15 protein-coding genes and 1 tRNA gene are annotated in these 15,816 nt (G+C 63.7%); 12 read left to right on the top strand and 4 right to left on the bottom strand.

Going from position 1 to position 15,816, the window contains the following annotated elements; all coding sequences use genetic code 11:
• Nucleotides 1–2: 2 nt before the first annotated feature.
• Both WV31_RS14655 and WV31_RS14660 read right to left on the bottom strand, forming a co-directional pair.
• The gene (locus tag WV31_RS14655) at nucleotides 3–332 is read right to left on the bottom strand and encodes an STAS domain-containing protein (protein ID WP_085374267.1); all 330 of its coding nucleotides are present in this window, start codon (nucleotides 330–332) and stop codon (nucleotides 3–5) included.
• Entirely contained in the window at nucleotides 329–1,999 is a 1,671-nt protein-coding gene (locus WV31_RS14660; protein WP_085374268.1) for a SpoIIE family protein phosphatase, read from the bottom strand. The genes WV31_RS14655 and WV31_RS14660 overlap by 4 nt, the downstream gene beginning before the upstream one ends.
• Nucleotides 2,000–2,165: 166 nt before the next feature.
• On the opposite strand from WV31_RS14660, the gene WV31_RS14665 reads away from it, so the two are divergent.
• Nucleotides 2,166–2,384, top strand: a complete 219-nt coding sequence (locus WV31_RS14665; protein ID WP_168185954.1) for a hypothetical protein — start codon at nucleotides 2,166–2,168, stop codon at nucleotides 2,382–2,384.
• On the opposite strand, the gene WV31_RS14670 is transcribed toward WV31_RS14665, so the two are convergent.
• Together WV31_RS14670 and WV31_RS14675 are read right to left on the bottom strand one after the other, a co-directional pair.
• Complete coding sequence (locus WV31_RS14670) at nucleotides 2,385–2,795, bottom strand: hypothetical protein (RefSeq protein WP_085374270.1); 411 nt, start codon at nucleotides 2,793–2,795, stop codon at nucleotides 2,385–2,387.
• Nucleotides 2,796–2,866: 71 nt separating this feature from the next.
• Nucleotides 2,867–3,658: an alpha/beta fold hydrolase gene (locus WV31_RS14675; RefSeq protein ID WP_085374271.1), complete on the bottom strand. Its 792-nt coding sequence runs from the start codon at nucleotides 3,656–3,658 to the stop codon at nucleotides 2,867–2,869.
• A gap of 16 nt (nucleotides 3,659–3,674) precedes the next feature.
• On the opposite strand from WV31_RS14675, the gene WV31_RS14680 reads away from it, so the two are divergent.
• The 11 genes from WV31_RS14680 to WV31_RS14730 all read left to right on the top strand — a co-directional run bounded on the left by WV31_RS14680 (nucleotide 3,675) and on the right by WV31_RS14730 (nucleotide 15,723).
• Entirely contained in the window at nucleotides 3,675–4,880 is a 1,206-nt protein-coding gene (locus WV31_RS14680) for a glycosyltransferase family 4 protein (RefSeq protein ID WP_085374272.1), read from the top strand.
• Nucleotides 4,877–5,806, top strand: a complete 930-nt coding sequence (locus WV31_RS14685; RefSeq protein ID WP_442915464.1) for a glycosyltransferase family 9 protein — start codon at nucleotides 4,877–4,879, stop codon at nucleotides 5,804–5,806. The genes WV31_RS14680 and WV31_RS14685 overlap by 4 nt, the downstream gene beginning before the upstream one ends.
• A complete protein-coding gene (locus WV31_RS14690) occupies nucleotides 5,803–6,723 on the top strand; it encodes a metallophosphoesterase (RefSeq protein WP_085374273.1) in 921 nt (306 codons plus the stop codon). Before WV31_RS14685 ends, WV31_RS14690 begins: the two co-directional genes overlap by 4 nt.
• 64 nt (nucleotides 6,724–6,787) lie before the next feature.
• The gene (gene thrS / locus WV31_RS14695; RefSeq protein ID WP_085374274.1) at nucleotides 6,788–8,704 is read left to right on the top strand and encodes a threonine--tRNA ligase; all 1,917 of its coding nucleotides are present in this window, start codon (nucleotides 6,788–6,790) and stop codon (nucleotides 8,702–8,704) included.
• A 102-nt stretch (nucleotides 8,705–8,806) separates the two neighbouring features.
• On the top strand, nucleotides 8,807–9,328 hold the full coding sequence (gene infC, locus WV31_RS14700; RefSeq protein WP_085374275.1) for a translation initiation factor IF-3: 522 nt from the start codon (nucleotides 8,807–8,809) through the stop codon (nucleotides 9,326–9,328).
• A 115-nt stretch (nucleotides 9,329–9,443) separates the two neighbouring features.
• Nucleotides 9,444–9,533: transfer RNA gene (locus WV31_RS14705), tRNA-Ser, on the top strand.
• A gap of 166 nt (nucleotides 9,534–9,699) precedes the next feature.
• A complete protein-coding gene (locus WV31_RS22495) occupies nucleotides 9,700–10,362 on the top strand; it encodes a tyrosine-type recombinase/integrase (protein ID WP_237051307.1) in 663 nt (220 codons plus the stop codon).
• A gap of 17 nt (nucleotides 10,363–10,379) precedes the next feature.
• On the top strand, nucleotides 10,380–10,940 hold the full coding sequence (locus tag WV31_RS22500) for a tyrosine-type recombinase/integrase (protein ID WP_237051308.1): 561 nt from the start codon (nucleotides 10,380–10,382) through the stop codon (nucleotides 10,938–10,940).
• A 13-nt stretch (nucleotides 10,941–10,953) separates the two neighbouring features.
• Nucleotides 10,954–11,613, top strand: a complete 660-nt coding sequence (locus WV31_RS14715; RefSeq protein WP_085374276.1) for a hypothetical protein — start codon at nucleotides 10,954–10,956, stop codon at nucleotides 11,611–11,613.
• A 95-nt stretch (nucleotides 11,614–11,708) separates the two neighbouring features.
• Complete coding sequence (locus tag WV31_RS14720) at nucleotides 11,709–11,897, top strand: helix-turn-helix domain-containing protein (RefSeq protein WP_085374277.1); 189 nt, start codon at nucleotides 11,709–11,711, stop codon at nucleotides 11,895–11,897.
• Nucleotides 11,898–12,732: 835 nt separating this feature from the next.
• Nucleotides 12,733–15,723 (top strand): toprim domain-containing protein, encoded by a 2,991-nt coding sequence (locus tag WV31_RS14730; protein WP_168185955.1) that lies wholly within the window; start codon nucleotides 12,733–12,735, stop codon nucleotides 15,721–15,723.
• Nucleotides 15,724–15,816 lie beyond the last annotated feature (93 nt).

The following is a 15,816-nucleotide window of genomic DNA, read 5'->3' on the forward strand; positions in this document are numbered from 1 at the left end:
CATCATTCCCCCAAGGCTCCCTCAAGCGTGTCGGCGATGGCGAAGACGCGGTCCAGGCGGGCCAGTTGCAGCACCCGGCGGACGGGATCGCTGATGGCGGCCAGCACGAAGCGGGTGCCGTTCTTGCGGGCCATCTGATAGGCCTCCACCAGCCCGGCGATGCCGGAGCTGTCGATGTATTCCACCGCCGACAGGTCGGCCACCACCAGCGGGCCCTTGTCCAGCATCACCTCCATCAGCGCCTTGCGCAGCGCGGGCGAGTGGCGCAGGTCCACTTCGCCCGACAGGGCCACGATGGCGGCGGTTCCAGTGGTGCGATGTTCCAGCTTCATGTCGGGTCGATCCGTTTGACCATTTGCAACAGGTTGCCGATTCCAGGCGGCGGGGCCAGGAAATCGACGTCATCCATGATCGAGCGCATCAGATGGGTGCCCAATCCCCCCGGCCGTATCTCGTCCAGCGGCCTGGGCTGGATTTTAGCCACATCCACGGCGGGAGCGAAATCCATAAGTCGTATGACCAACCGATCGAGGTCGCGGTCCAGGTGGACGAGGATGTCGCCTGCGCCCCCCTTATAGGCGTGGCGGATGATGTTCTGGCAGGCTTCGTCCACCGCCAGGACCACGTCGCCCACCATGGTTTCGCCGCAGCCCATGGCGCGGGCCGCGCCGCCCACCGCGGCGCGGATGGCGGCCAGTTCCTCGGGCCGGGCGGGGTAGCGGTGCTCGAAGGCCGCCGTCCGGTGGTGGTGCCGGTCCTCGATCACCATCAGGGTGATGTCGTCCCTGAGCGAGCCGCTGTCGTCCAAGGACCGCACCACCGCATCCAGCCGCTCGGCGGCGGGCAGGGCGGCGAAGCTTTGGATCAGGGCGCGGGCGCCTTCGTTCTCCAGCATGCCGTCATGGCGGGCGCGGGCCTCGGTCAGCCCGTCGGTGAAGAGGTAGAGGCAGCCGCCGTCCAGATCGACCACGCTTTCCGGGCAGCCCCCGTCAAACAGCTCGACGGCGATGCCCAACGGCGGCATGTCGCCCTCGATGGGGGTGAAGGTGCCGTCCTTGAACAGCAGCGGCGGCTCGTGTCCGGCGATGGCCAGCACCACCCGACCCATGGCCGGATCGAACAGGCCGGCGGCCATGGTGACGAACATGCCGGGCATGCGGGTTTCCAGCATCTCGGAATTGATGGCGGCCAGCACCGCGCCCGGGCCGGCCTCGCGCTTGACCAGGCAGCGGAACAGGCTGGCGGTCTTGGCCATCAGGAGCGAGGCCTTCATGCCCTTGCCCGCCACGTCGCCGATGGCGAAGGCGATGCGCCCGTCGGCCAGGGGCATGATCTCGTAGAAATCGCCCGACACCCCGCTGGCGGCCAGGTTGATGCCGTGAACGGGGGAATCCGGCGGCAGATCGCCGGGCAGCATGGCCCGCTGGATCTCGGCGGCCAGGTCCAGTTCGCGCTTCAGGCTTTGCTGTTCGGCCATGTCGGCCACCAGCCGGGCGTTGATCAGGGCCAGGGCCGAACTGGCGGCCAGCGCCTGCAGCAGGCGGGAATCCGTCTGGCTGAAGGCGTCGCCGCTGGCCTTGTTGAACAGCTCGATGGCGCCGAGGCGCCGGCCCCGCGCCGACATGGGGGCGCACAGGATGGAGCGGGTCTCGAAACCGGTGACGGCATCGATGGAGCGGGCGAAATCCGGGTCGCGCCTGGTGTCCTTCACCAGCTGCGGCACGCCGAGATCGATGGTGCGCCCCACGATGCCGGTTCCCGGCGCGAGCCGTAACCCCCTGACGTCCACCGGCCCGATATTGGCGCGGCACACCAGCTCGCCCGTGTCCTCGTCGATCAGGAACAGCGAGGCGGCCTCGGCCCCCAGCCGCCGGGAGATGCGCTCGAGGCCAAGGTGCAGAGTGGCTTCGACGTCGTGGGACTGGACGAAATCGCCGGTCATCTCAACGATCAGGTCGAGGTGGCTGGCGGAATCGGTTTCGGGTATCGGGCTCGGCATGGCCCCATCATGCCAAGGAGTCGGGAAACGGCCAAACGGATAGATGAAACCGTCGTCTATGCAAAAAAATGTACGCGGGGCAAAAAAATGTACGCGGGGCTCGACTTTCCCCGTTCTGCCCGTGTAAAGGGAGGGCGGGACGGGGAAGGCCGAGTTGGGGCTGATGATGTTGTTTTCGCGAGGCAAGGGCGGTCCGACGATCGAGCCCGGCGACGTTTTTCACAAGCTTGGGACGTATGGCAGCGATTGGATGGTGGAGCGGGTCTTCGACTACCCCGACATTCCCCGCCATGTCCGTCTGGTCGATCGGGGAAGCGGCCGCACCATGACGGTGGCCGCCGACGCGCTGCTCGATCCCGACAATTTCGTCAGACGCAAGGCCTGATCACGGCGGTCGGCAGTCCAGGCTGCCCGCCAGGTGTTTTTCGATCAGCGGCGGATAGTCGTAGACCAGCACGCTGTCGCGCTGGTGGATGGTGACCTCGGTGTCGCTGCTCTTGCGCAGGAAATCGACCACCAGGAAGGTCTCGGTGCGGAACACCGCCTCCAGCTCGCCGACCAGCTCGGCGCGATTGCCGTTGGCGGCGATGTTGCAGCGGTAGTGATAGTTGGGGCCGCGCGCGCACCACGACAGCATGCGCGCCACCTTCGGGCAGGCGTTGGAGGGACTCACATTGGTGCGCAGGCTGACCTTGCGGTCGGCGTTGGCGCGCGCCTCCTCGGGGGTGCGGTCCGGCGTGACCAGGGAACAGCCCCCCAGGACCAGCGCCGAGGCAAGGATGAAAGGCAATCTCATGGAAATTCCGATACAGCCTGAAGGAATCCTAGCCGCGATCGCATCGGAACGGAACTAAGGTTTTCACCTTATTACTCCTGGATGGCTCCCAGCATGGCGGCCACCACGTTGGTCAGGCGGATCAGGTCGCCGTCGCGCGACAGCCGGTGGTCGCCGTCCTTGACCAGGATCACCTCCACCTGGTCCGAGGCCAGGCAGTCGGCCAGGCGCAGCGCGGTCTGCCAGGGCACGTCGGCATCCTTCTGTCCCTGAATCAGCCAAACCGGACAGTGCAGCTGGATCAGGTCGCGCAGCAGCAGGTGGTTGCGCCCGTCCTCGATCAGCGAGCGGTGGATGCGCCAGGGATTGTCCGGCTCGTAGCAATTGGCCAGTTCCAGCTCGCCGGTCTCCATCAGGGTGCGGCGCTGCTCGAAGGTGAAGTCCTGCCACATCAGGTCCTCGGTGAAGTCGGGGGCGGCGGCCACCCCGACAATCCCGGCCACCCGGTCGCGCAGCTCCAGCGCCGCCAGCAGGGAAATCCAGCCGCCCAGGCTGGAGCCCACCAGCACCTGCGGCCCCTCGGTCAGGTCCGAGATGACCGCCACCGCGTCGGCGGCCCAGCGCCCGATTGTGCCGTACAGGACGTCGCCCGAGCTTTGCCCGTGGCCGAAATAGTCGAAGCGCAGGAAGGCGCGGCCCTGTTGGCGGCACATCTCCTCCAGCGCCAGGGCCTTGGTCCCTTCCATGTCGGAATGGTAGCCGTGCAGGAACACCACGCCGGGAGTCTTGCCTTCCAGCCTGCGGTAAGCGATTGTCGCGCCGTCGGGGCGTGCTAGTATCCCGCCGCCTTGCGGGTTTTGCCCGGTTTTCGAGTTCACTGTCATCGCTTTCGGAAAACCCATGGATCACGTTGCCCCCATCGAAGCGCCATCCCCGGCCGTTCGTCAACCGGTCGTGTTGCAGGTGCTGCCTGCTTTGGTGACCGGCGGGGTGGAGCGCGGCACCGTGGACATGGCCGTGGCCCTGGCCGAAGCCGGATGGACGGCCCTGGTCGCCTCGGAGGGCGGCCCCATGGTGCGCGAACTGACCCGCGCCGGCGCCCAACACATCACCTTGCCGCTGGCGTCGAAGAATCCGCTGACCATCCGCGCCAACGCACTGAAGCTGGCCGACCTGATCGCCACCCATCAGGTGGACATCGTCCACGCCCGCTCGCGCGCGCCGGCCTGGAGCGCCTGGATCGCCGCCCAGGCCACCGGCGCCCACTACGTCACCACCTTCCACGGGACCTACAATCTCGGCTGGTTCGGGTTGAAGCAGAAATACAACGCCGTGATGACCCGGGGCGAGCGGGTGATCGCCATCTCGGACTTCATCGCCGAGCATGCAAGGCGCATCTACGGCCTGGAGGCGGAGCGGGTCCGCGTGGTCCATCGCGGCATCGACATGACCCGCTTCGACCCCGCCCGCGTCAGCCCCGAGCGCATCATCCAGCTGGCCCAGAAGTGGCGGCTGCCCGATGGCTATCAGGTCATCATGCTGCCCGGCCGCCTGACCCGCTGGAAGGGCCAGGCGGTGCTGATCGAGGCTCTGGCCCTGCTGGGCCGCCACGACGTGCGCTGCCTGCTGGTGGGCTCGGACCAGGGCCGCACCGGCTATCGCGAGGAACTGGTGGAACTGGTCAGGCGCCGGAACCTCACCGACGTGGTCCATCTGGTGGACGAGTGCTCGGACATGCCCGCCGCCTACATGCTGACCGACGTGGTGGTGTCGGCCTCCACCGACCCGGAGGCCTTCGGCCGCATCGCCGTGGAAGGCCAGGCCATGGGCCGCCCGGTGATCGCCACCGCCCACGGCGCCACCGACGAGACGGTGCTGCCCGGGCGGACCGGCTGGCTGACCGCGCCGGGCGATCCGCATGCCCTGGCCCAGGCGCTGGACCGCTTCCTGGCCCTGTCCGCCGAGGAGCGGGGACTGATGGCCCAGGACGCCATGGATTTCGTGCGGTCGCGCTTCTCCAAGGAAAGCATGTGCGCCAGCACCCTCGACGTCTATCGCGAGGTGCTGGGGATGCCGGCCGCGGCGCCTGCTGACGAGGGGTCGTGACCGGTTCGGCCAACATCCTGGTCATCAAGCTGGGGGCTCTGGGCGATTTCGTCCAGGCCATGGGGCCCTTCGCCGCCATCCGTGCCCACCACCCGTCCGCCCACATTACCCTGCTCACCACCCGGCCCTTCGCCGAGCTGGCCGATGCCAGCCCGTGGTTCGACGAGGTCTGGCTGGACGACAAGCCGCCCCTGTGGCGGCTGGACAAGGTGCTGGCCCTGGCCCGCCGCCTGCGCGGCGGCCGCTTCCAGCGGGTCTACGACCTGCAGACCTCGGACCGCTCGTCCTGGTATTTCCGCCTGATGGGCAAAGAGGTGGAGTGGTCGGGCATCGCCAAGGGCTGTTCCCACCCCCACGCCAATCCCCGGCGCGACGTCATGCACACCATCGAGCGCCAGCGCGAGCAACTGGCCATGGCCGGCATCGCCAAGGTGCCTCCGCCCGACCTCGCCTGGGCCGAGGCCGCACCGGGCCGCTTCGACATCGCGGGGCGCTTCGTGCTGCTGGTGCCGGGCGGCGCGCCGCACCGTCCCGCCAAACGCTGGCCGGTGGAGCGCTTCGCCCGATCGGCCTGCTGGCTGGCGGAGCGGGGCTTCACGCCCGTCCTGCTGGGCACGGCCAAGGAGCGGGCCGAGATCGATTCCATCCGCGCCGCCTGCCCCCGGGCCCTGGATCTGTCGGGCAAGACCGGACTGCCCGACATCATCGCCCTGGCCCGGCGCGCCGAGGCGGCCTTGGGCAACGACACCGGCCCCATGCACCTGATCGCTGCCGGCGGCTGCCCCTCGGTGGTGCTGTTCTCCCACGACTCCGATCCCAGCCTGTGCGCGCCCAGGGGCAACGTCACCGTCCTGCGCCGCCCGTCGCTGGCCGAACTGGGCGAGGCGGAGGTGGCGGCGGCCCTGGACGGGATGCTGACAGTATGAGCGACGAGCATCGCCTAGCCTGGCGGGAGCGCCGCAAGACGCTGGAACAGCGCTACAGGGAACATGGTCGGCGAACCACATTTGGGGGCGAAAGGCGCGTGGAATCCCTGCCCGACTTGATCAGGCCGCTGCCGATGATCATGCGGCTGATTGGACTGGAGGCCAAGGCGCGGCGCAATGCCGGGGGAGTGCGTCTCACCCGGCTGGAATTCAGTTTCCCCGACCTGCCGCCGGCCTTTGATGGCTACACCATCTTATTCCTGTCGGATATTCATGTGGGATCTGTTCCGCAAGGGATTGAGACGGCGGCTGCCATGGCGGCCGGCGTACCTTGCGACCTGGCATTGCTGGGCGGGGACTTCCAGCTGTTTGGCAAGCCATCGGCGGACATGACGGCGAACCAAATGGCGCCGCTGCTTGCAGCCATCAAGGCCAGGGACGGCGTCGCCGCGGTGCTCGGCAATCATGATGGTTATCGGATGGTCGAGGCGCTGGAAGCTCTGGGAGTGCGCGTGCTGGTCAACGAGGTTCTGGGGGTGAGCCGGGGCAATGAAACGATGTCCATCGTTGGCTGTGACGATATTCACAATTTCCATACCCCGGCGGCCGATGCGGCGCTCAAGCTGACCGACGGCTTTCGCATTGCCCTCATCCACAGCCCCGAGTTTGCCGGACATGCCGCTGCCGCCGGTTGTTCGCTCTATCTCGCGGGGCATACCCATGGCGGACAGATCTGCCTGCCCGGCGGAATTCCGCTATTCACCGCCACCGATGGGTGCCGCCGGCTGTCGCGCGGTACATGGCGCCACGCCGGCATGCAAGGCTATACCTCCACAGGATTGGGGGCTGGTCATCCCCCCTATCGCTTCAACTGTCCGCCCGAGATGGCGCTTATCACTCTGCGGCGCACGCCTTGACTTGGGTGCGTTTCTCCTTAGACTCCTTCCCCCTGATTTGTTCCCACGCGTGAAAGAGAGTGTCATGGTCGCCATCACCCTGCCCGACGGCAAGGTCCGCCAGTTTGATCACCCGGTGACGGGTCTGGACGTGGCCAAGGATATCGGTCCCGGTCTGGCCAAGGCGGCGCTGGCCATCACTATCGACGGCGAGATGAAGGATCTCGCCACCCTGATCGATCGGGACGTCAACCTTTCCATCATCACCGCAAAAAGCGGCCAGGACGCGCTGGAGCTGCTGCGCCACGACGCCGCCCACGTCATGGCCGAGGCGGTGAAGGAACTGTATCCCGAGACCCAGGTGACTATCGGTCCCTCCATCGAGAACGGCTTCTACTACGACTTCGCGCGGCCCACCCCCTTCACGCCCGATGATCTGGTGAAAATCGAGCAGAGGATGGCCGAGATCGTCGACCGCGACGAGGTCATCACCCGCGAGGAGTGGGACCGCGACGCGGCGGTGAAGTTCTTCCAAGACGCCGGAGAGACGTACAAGGCGGAGATCATCGCCTCCATCCCCGCCGACCAGAAGATCGGTCTTTATCGCCAGGGCAACTTCATCGATCTGTGCCGCGGGCCGCACCTGCCGTCCACCGCCAAGCTGGGCAAGGCCTTCAAGCTGATGAAGCTGGCCGGCGCCTATTGGCGCGGCGATTCCAGGAACGAGATGCTCCAGCGCATCTACGGCACCGCCTGGTTCGAGCGTAAGGACCTGGACGCCTATCTCCACATGCTGGAAGAGGCGGAAAAGCGCGATCACCGCCGTTTGGGCCGCGAGATGGAGCTGTTCCACCAGCAGGAAGAGGCCGCCGGCTCGGTGTTCTGGCACAAGAAGGGCTGGACGCTCTACCGCGCCGTCGAGTCCTATATGCGCCGCCGGCTGGAAGCCAACGATTACGAGGAAGTGAAGACCCCGCAGCTGGTGGACTTCTCCCTGTGGGAGGCCTCGGGCCACGCCGACAAGTTCTCGGAATCCATGTTCACCATCCGGACCCAGGACGAGCGGCATCTGGCGGTCAAGCCCATGAACTGCCCCTGCCACGTGCAGATCTTCCGCCAGGGCATCAAGAGCTACCGCGACCTGCCGCTGCGCATGGCCGAGTTCGGGTCGTGCCACCGCTACGAGCCCTCGGGCGCGCTGCACGGCATCATGCGGGTGCGCGCCTTCACCCAGGACGACGCCCACATCTTCTGCACCGAGGACCAGATCACCTCGGAGACCATCGCCTTCTGCCAGCTGCTGAAGGAGGTCTACACCGATTTCGGCTTCACCGATGTGCGCGTCAAGTTCTCGGACCGCCCGGCCAAGCGGGCCGGCTCGGACGAGACCTGGGACAAGGCGGAAGGTGCGCTGCTGGAAGCCTCCAAGGCCGCCGGCCTGGAAACCACCCTCAATCCGGGCGAGGGCGCCTTCTATGGGCCGAAGCTGGAATTCGTGCTGCGCGACGCCATCGGCCGCGACTGGCAGTGCGGCACGCTGCAGGTGGATTTCGTCCTGCCCGAACGTCTGGACGCGGCCTATGTGGCCGAGGACGGCACCAAGAAGCGCCCGGTCATGCTGCACCGGGCCATCCTGGGCTCGTTCGAGCGCTTCCTCGGCATCCTGATCGAGAATTTCGCCGGGCGCTTCCCCCTGTGGCTGGCTCCCACCCAGGTGGTGGTCGCCACCATCGTGTCGGAAGCCGACGAGTTCGCCCGTGAGGTCGAGGCTGGTCTCAAGGCCGCCGGCCTGCGGGTCGAACTGGACTTGCGCAACGAGAAGATCAACTACAAGGTCCGCGAACATTCCGTCGCCAAGGTGCCGGTCATGCTGGTGGTGGGCAAGCGCGAGGCCGAAAGCCGCCAGGTGGCCATCCGCCGTCTGGGCAGCCAGAACCAAGAAATTGTTGCGCTGGAGCAGGCTATCGCTACACTCGGCGCAGAGGCGACCCCGCCCGCGTGACGGGGCGAACCCCCTGGAACCGACGGCCCGGCCCGCGAAATCCGCACCCGGGCCTGTCGGTGTACTCGAAACGATGGAGATTGTTCTATAGCTAGGCCCCCGATGCAGACGCCGCCCAAGAACGATGGGCCCCGCGTCAACCGCGAGATCGATGCGCGTTCCATCCGCCTGGTGGGCGCCGATGGAGAAATGATCGGAGTCGTGACCCTGCGCGAGGGTCTGCTGATGGCCGAGGATGCCGGTCTCGACCTGGTCGAGGTGTCGCCCAACGCCGAGCCGCCGGTCTGCAAGATTCTGGACTTCGGAAAGTTCAAGTACGAGGACCAGAAAAAGAAGAACGCCGCCCGCAAGAAGCAGAAGGTGATCGAGGTCAAGGAGATCAAGCTCCGCCCGAACATCGACGATCACGATTACGACGTGAAGATGCGCTCCATGCGGAAGTTCCTCGAGGAAGGCGACAAGGTGAAGGTCACCCTGCGTTTCCGTGGCCGCGAATTGGCTCACCAGGACCTGGGCATGAAGGTGCTGGAGAAGGTGCGCGACGACCTCGAGGATCTGGGCAAGGTCGAGCAGGTCCCCAAGATGGAAGGCCGCCAGATGGTCATGGTGATCTCGGCGAAGTAATCTTCGCCGGGTACCCGATCATTTTTTCCGCACCCGCGCAAAGCGGGTTGCGGAGCCGAAGGCTTTACGCTATTTTCCGCGCCTCCCCACCGACCCGGGGATATGCGAACCCTGTGGAGGGGTGGCAGAGTGGTCGAATGCGCCGGTCTCGAAAACCGGTATGGGTGCAAGCTCATCGTGGGTTCGAATCCCACCCCCTCCGCCACATCCTCATTCGTGAGCATACTTCCCCGTCCGGGGAGCCTCTAAAAATCCACAGCATCTGCGCCGTTAGGACGTGATCATCGTCTGCGGTCATTCGTCATTGTTCGTCTGCACCCGCGTTGCTATGATGGGTAGAGCGATGGGTATGTCGTGCGGGATGTGAAGCAATGGCTCGGGAAATCGGCAAACTTTCGGCGGTGGCGGTGCGGAGCCAAAACACTCCCGGCCTTTATGGCGACGGGGGTGGGCTTTACCTCCAGGTCACTCCAGTTGGTGCGAAGACGTGGATCTACCGTTTCCAGATCGCTGGAAAGCGCCGGGACATGGGGCTCGGCGCTATTCATACCATCAGCCTTGCCGAGGCCAGGGAAGAGGCGCGGCGGTGCCGCCAGCTTGTCAGAGATGGCATCGACCCGATTGATAGCCGGAGGGCCGCCAAGCTATCTGCGCGAGCCACGGCGGCGAAAACGATGACCTTCCGTCAGTGCGCAGAGGCATACATCAAGTCCCACGAGGCGGGGTGGTCCAATGCGAAGCATGGGGCACAGTGGACCTCGACCCTGGAAACTTACGTCTACCCATCATTCGGATCGCTCCCGGTCAATGCCGTCGATACCGGCCTTGTCATGAAGGTGCTGGAACCGATCTGGTCTACGAAGACAGAAACCGCCAACCGGGTACGTGGCAGGATCGAGAGCATCCTCGACTGGGCTGCCGTTAGGAAGCACCGGATCGGTGAGAACCCTGCCAGATGGAGGGGGAATCTTGACAAACTTTTGCCTGCCCGTGCGAAGGTCGCCAAGGCGGGGCATCACGCCGCCCTAGCCTAGACGAGATGGGCGGCTTCATGGCCTCCCTGCGCCTCCAGGAAGGGGCTGGTGCCCGTGCGCTGGAGTTTGCCATCCTCACCGCCGCCAGGACCGGCGAGGTGATCGGAGCGACCTGGGGCGAGATCGACATCGAGAAGAAGATCTGGATCATCCCAGCCGAGCGGATGAAGGCTGGCCGCGAACATCGGGTGCCTTTGTCAGGGGCAGCTATGGCCGTGGTTCATTCAATGGCAGCAATCCGGCAAGGTCAGCAGCTTTTCCCTGGGGCGAAGGCAGGGAGGCCCTTGTCCAATATGGCGCTGCTTATGGCTCTGCGACGCATGAAACGGGCTGATGTGACCGCTCACGGCTTCCGCAGCACGTTCCGGGACTGGTGCGCTGAACGAACGGCATACCCTACCGAGGTTGCCGAGATGGCGCTGGCCCATGCAGTTGGGGACAAGGTTGAGGCCGCGTATCGACGCGGCGACCTTTTCGAAAAGCGGGTACGGCTGATGGAAGACTGGGCTGAGTTCTGCGGCATCGTTGCCCCGACCGTAGCTGGGACGAATGTGTTCGCGATTCAGACCCGCGCCTGAGCAAAAGGAGAAAATGGTGAAAAGGTTCTTCACTCTCGCTGAGGCGGCGACGTTCCTCGCAACGGGGAAACCTCGAACAGTCCAGCACCTGAGCCGATTGATGAGGCGGCATCGCGGTGGGCGCGCGCCAGCCGAACTCTGGCGCGCCATCGAGAAGGCAGCGAATGAGATACTTATTGCCGCGCAAGGGGGAGAATTTGTTCTCACCGGGCGCCAGGATGGCGATGGGCAGATGATGCGAAAACAGATACCAGAAATAGCCTTGATGGACTCATCAGCTGAACCTGCTAGGGATTCAATTTATCCAGATTATCTCGCGTGGATGAAAGAGCAGCGCAACATCGACGGCATTTCAATTTGGCGTGATGTGGCTGTTTCATGTCGCGATTTTGACAAATGGCGAAATAGAGGCAACCCAGACTACGACGCCACAATCAAGCCATCGGGTCCTACCCGTGAAGCAACCGACGATGAGATCCATGCGGCGATCACTGCGGTGTACGATGAGGTTGATCGATTAGGCGGGAAACCGCCCAACGTCAAAGAATTGATTGCCCCTCTCAGAAAGATGTTGGGGGAGAAGCACCTCACCGCCACGCGCACCCGAATGGACAAGGCCGCAAGTGCGCAACAACACAAGGATCGCAGATTAAAGGTTGGTGCCAGAAAGTAATTTCCGGGTTTTCTCACTTTGGGAAATTTGGAAATCTGGAGGACGGGAAACGTATGTGAATAATAGGGGGCTACCACAAACGAACGAGGTAGCTCATGTCTCCCGAACAATCCTCCACCCCCCTGCTCGTCGCCCCCAAGGCGGCCTGCGCCCTCCTCAGTGTCGGCAATACCAAGCTCTATGAGTTGATCGGGCAGAAGAAGCTCGAAGTCATCAAATTCGGTAAGGCCACCCGCATCACCATGGCGAGCATCCGCGCCATTGCTGGTGGGGGGGCTGCCTGAATCATGCCACAAAACAGCAGAGGCCGGGCGCTGGAGGGCGCCCGGACCTCGGGGATTGGTCATGCTGCTCAGCGCGACACCCAGAACCATACCACCGCTCGCCCCGTCGAATCCAGCATGGCCGCAGTCTGGATCATGCGCCATTTCGGCCTAACTCAGCGCCACGTCTCCCTGGTGGCTGCTCTGGCTGGCCAGGAAAGTGGTGCGCAATGAAGCCCTCTATCACAACGACCAAGGACCAGATCACGGATGCAGTGGGCGCCTGCGTTCGCAAGCTGAGCGCCGAATTGACGCGACGAGCCGTCGCGATGACCGATGTTGGCGGATTCACTGCCTACCGACTTTATATCGCCGCGAGTGATGCGGAGACGGCGGCTCACTGGGTTCTAGTTCAACGGCGTCTCCCTGCTGTCAGCATAGCTCTTGGGGGGACTTCGACCTGCGCTCCGGACCTGTATCCGTGGCTGTACACGTTGAACGACCTCTCCTATGAAGCGTATCGCTTCTACCAGCGGCGTCGTGCCTGCCGGCTCCCTGATGAAGAAGCCCGTCTCCATGAGCGCGTAAGGAACTTGCTCGCAGCGTGGCCGGGATGAGCGCATCCCCGACAATCGACGAAATAAGGCTCCGCCTGGACGAGAACATTGAGCCCATCGCTGTCCAATTGCTCGGCCGACCGACTTCCCGCACGGGACACCAGTGGCGCTGGGGGCGCCAAGGAAGCCTCTCTATTGTCGTCAAGGGACCGAAGCGAGGCAGATGGTACTCGCACGAGGACGCAATCGGAGGTGACACCCTTGCCCTGATCCGGCGGGAGATTGGATTCACCGGCGCATTGAATTGGGCCAAGCAATATCTCGGTATTGGTGATGCTGTCTGCGCCCCAATCCATCGCGTGGTGCCATCACCTCCGGTGACGGAGAAACCCGCGCCGGTAATTGATGAGGCTCGAGCACGGCGCCGAGCACAAAAACTGGATAGTGCGCTGGCGCTCTCTGGCCCAGTGGCGGGAACGCCAGGAGAAAAATATCTCCGCAATCGTGGTATTCATGCAGAAGATTTCCCGGAATGCATTCGGTGGAATAAACGCACCTGGGGCAGCATGCCTGGCGGCGTCCATATTTACGGTGGCGCTCTGGTGGTGATTGCGACTGATTCAACAGGCCAACCCCAAGCTTTCCAGACGATCCACATTACCGACGATGGAAGGAAGGCAGAAGCCTCAATGTGTGGTGGTGTTGTCAAGCGTACCTCCGGGGCACTAGCTGGCGTAGCGGTCCGCCTACCGGGGCAACAGCCTCCAATTCTATGTGAAGGGCCGGAGACAGGCCTCTCAATTTGGGTGGCGACCGGCCGTGAGGTTTGGATTTGCCTGGGCGTAAGCAATTTTTCCAAGCAGAAGTTAGAGCCGGGCGATCAGGTGGTAATTGCTCGCGACCATGACAAGGCTGGCTCCGGCGCGGACAAAGCCGTAGCGAAGGCGGTGGACGCCTTGATGGCTCGCGGTGTCTTCGTATCTGTTGCCTGCCCACCCGATGCCGGTCAGGACTTCAATGACCTGCTTCAGGAGCATGGCCCCAAGGCTGTTGCCGCATGCATTGCTTCCGCCAGCCCGGTGCAGCCGATTGCTGCACCAAAGCCCCTCCACCCGATCCTTGACGGTGAGCGTGCTTCCAGGAGGCTGCGGCGGGTCATCAGGGCGTACTTTGATCGAGTGGAACGGATTATGGCCGCGCAAGAATGGAGGCGGTCTCGTGTGGCTGAGTTAGGCGGCGACGATGATGCCAGGCGATCCGCTGCGCGTGAAGCCCGCTGCCGATTCAATGTCCGTACCTTGACGCTACCAAAAATTCAGATCAAGGCGGCGGCCGGGCTGGGCAAGACCCACGCCGTGATCGAGGAAATCATGGCCCGTCCCGCGTTGTGGTCGCTTCATGTCTCGATCTACGTCCCGACGAAGGATTTGGCCGAGGAATTGGCCGGAAAGTTCGGGCCTGGACCGCGTGTTGTCGTCATGCAGGGCAGGAACAGCAAGAACTGTGGCAAAGCTCGTGTCCGCATGATCGAACGTGCCATGGAATTGGAAGCCACGCGCTCGGTCTACAAAGCGTTCTGCCATTCCGATTTCTCGAAATGCCCTCGGTTCAGAGAATGCGATTATCTCAAGCAGTTTGATCCCGCACCGGCAGTTCGCATCTACTCCCACTTCTATCTCCGCGCCCCGACGCCCCCAGAGTTGAATCTGCCGCCGCCCGATGTTGTCATCATTGACGAATCCATCATCACCACCATGACCGGCCATGCCGCTGTTGAGATCGAGGCATTCCGCGATCCTCGATCCTTCAACGGTATCGATGATGCCGAGATCATTGCTGACGCCCTCGTAACGGGAGCCAAAGTGGCTGATGCGATCACCCGCCACCCGAACGCCATGATCACCGCCCTTCGTACCGAAGGGGTCGCTCCCGGCGATTTGAGGGCGGCGGCCATGGTAGCGCGGGTGAGTGCGGATTGCGCCAAGCTTCGCCCGGACATGCCTTTGGAGCGGATGCGCAGCCTGCTGCAAGGCTGGTCGCCGAAGCAGGCCGGACGAGTGGTTCGCGTCCTTGATCAGCTTGCCCGCGACATGGCCGCCGGGAAGGAGACCTCCATTGGCGTCGAATTTGACCCGCGTTTTCCATCGAAGGCCGAGAATGGCGAGATCATGTTCTGCCCACGCATCCGGGTTCACTTTCGCCATGAATGCACGATCCCAGATAGGACGGCCGTCGTCATGATCGATGCAGACGCGCTGATCGACGTGAATGATGTTCTGCTGGGGCGACGCCTGCGTCCATTCGTCATTCAGGCGAAGCGCCGGGGGCGTTTCATTCAGGCTGTGGATACCACACTGCCCAAGTCCACCCTTATGCATGCAAGGACCGGTGCGAATCTAAGGCAGCGGATCCAGTCCTTTGCCGCGCGCAAGGTGACCGAGGGGCAATTGGTACTGGCCGTCACCAACTTGCCTGTCAGGCTTGCCTTCACTGATGAACTCGAACCTGACGCCTACACCCGGTGGGCCGGGGGCGAAATGACGCATTACGGTCGGACGTTGGGCGTCAATCGATGGTCCAATTTCACCATGGTTGTGATCATCGGCCGCGAGCAAATGCCTGCGGCTGATGCCGAGCGCATGGCTCGGGCCGTTTGGGCAGATTCCGCTGAACCGCTGGCCCTGCCGGGAGCCTATACCAAGGCGGCACGGGCGATCACCATGCGCGACGGGACTTCCGGCGCGATCCAGGTGGACATTCATCCCGACCCGCGCGTCCAGGCGATGGTCGAAGTGGTCCGGGAGTGCGGAATAGCGCAGGCGATTGACCGGATTCGCCTGATTCACCACGACGAGCGAGACCCAGAGGTTGTGATCCTCACTAATATTCCTGTCCCTGGCGTCATCGTCGATGAACTTCGCCCTCTTGACGAAATCCTTGCCGGAGGCTCGGTGATCGAGCAGGCAATGGCAGAAATTGGCCTCGGCGTTCTGCCCTTACAGGCTGAATGGCTCTGCGTACGGATGCCGCACCTATTCCCGTCGCTTCGTACCGCCGAAAGGATCGTCGCGGAGACAAACCGCCAAATGGCCTATAGGTCGCCAAGCGGTTATAATCAGACAAACCGCCAACACGCCTATATTAATATAGGCGAAGTGGCGGAATGGGTGGTTACAAAAGGGAAGCGACCATCAACGGCTATCATTGCTCACGGCCATCCTGCCCCTCGCGAGGCGCTTGAAACCCTTGTGGGGCAACGGCTCTACCGCTTTGGCTCTCGGCCGGACTAGTCGCGTTAAGCGCGGTGTGTCAGGTGAGACGCGCTCTAACTGGTGGATCAGCTGTAACCGGTCTGGTTATGAAAAAGTATCCAGAGCGGTTAG

The sequence above is a fragment of the Magnetospirillum sp. ME-1 genome (assembly GCF_002105535.1).
Classification (GTDB): domain Bacteria; phylum Pseudomonadota; class Alphaproteobacteria; order Rhodospirillales; family Magnetospirillaceae; genus Phaeospirillum.

Bases quoted from the DNA above. Each gene is read 5' to 3' on its own strand.
- thrS (WP_085374274.1), top strand. From the start codon at position 6,788: ATGGTCGCCATCACCCTGCCCGACGGCAAGGTCCGCCAGTTTGATCAC.
- WV31_RS14715 (WP_085374276.1), top strand. From the start codon at position 10,954: ATGGTGAAAAGGTTCTTCACTCTCGCTGAGGCGGCGACGTTCCTCGCA.
- WV31_RS22500 (WP_237051308.1), top strand. From the start codon at position 10,380: ATGGCCTCCCTGCGCCTCCAGGAAGGGGCTGGTGCCCGTGCGCTGGAG.
- WV31_RS14690 (WP_085374273.1), top strand. From the start codon at position 5,803: ATGAGCGACGAGCATCGCCTAGCCTGGCGGGAGCGCCGCAAGACGCTG.
- WV31_RS22495 (WP_237051307.1), top strand. From the start codon at position 9,700: ATGGCTCGGGAAATCGGCAAACTTTCGGCGGTGGCGGTGCGGAGCCAA.
- WV31_RS14660 (WP_085374268.1), bottom strand. From the start codon at position 1,999: ATGCCGAGCCCGATACCCGAAACCGATTCCGCCAGCCACCTCGACCTG.
- WV31_RS14665 (WP_168185954.1), top strand. From the start codon at position 2,166: ATGTTGTTTTCGCGAGGCAAGGGCGGTCCGACGATCGAGCCCGGCGAC.
- WV31_RS14670 (WP_085374270.1), bottom strand. From the start codon at position 2,795: ATGAGATTGCCTTTCATCCTTGCCTCGGCGCTGGTCCTGGGGGGCTGT.
- WV31_RS14720 (WP_085374277.1), top strand. From the start codon at position 11,709: ATGTCTCCCGAACAATCCTCCACCCCCCTGCTCGTCGCCCCCAAGGCG.
- WV31_RS14680 (WP_085374272.1), top strand. From the start codon at position 3,675: ATGGATCACGTTGCCCCCATCGAAGCGCCATCCCCGGCCGTTCGTCAA.
- infC (WP_085374275.1), top strand. From the start codon at position 8,807: ATGCAGACGCCGCCCAAGAACGATGGGCCCCGCGTCAACCGCGAGATC.
- WV31_RS14655 (WP_085374267.1), bottom strand. From the start codon at position 332: ATGAAGCTGGAACATCGCACCACTGGAACCGCCGCCATCGTGGCCCTG.
- WV31_RS14675 (WP_085374271.1), bottom strand. From the start codon at position 3,658: ATGACAGTGAACTCGAAAACCGGGCAAAACCCGCAAGGCGGCGGGATA.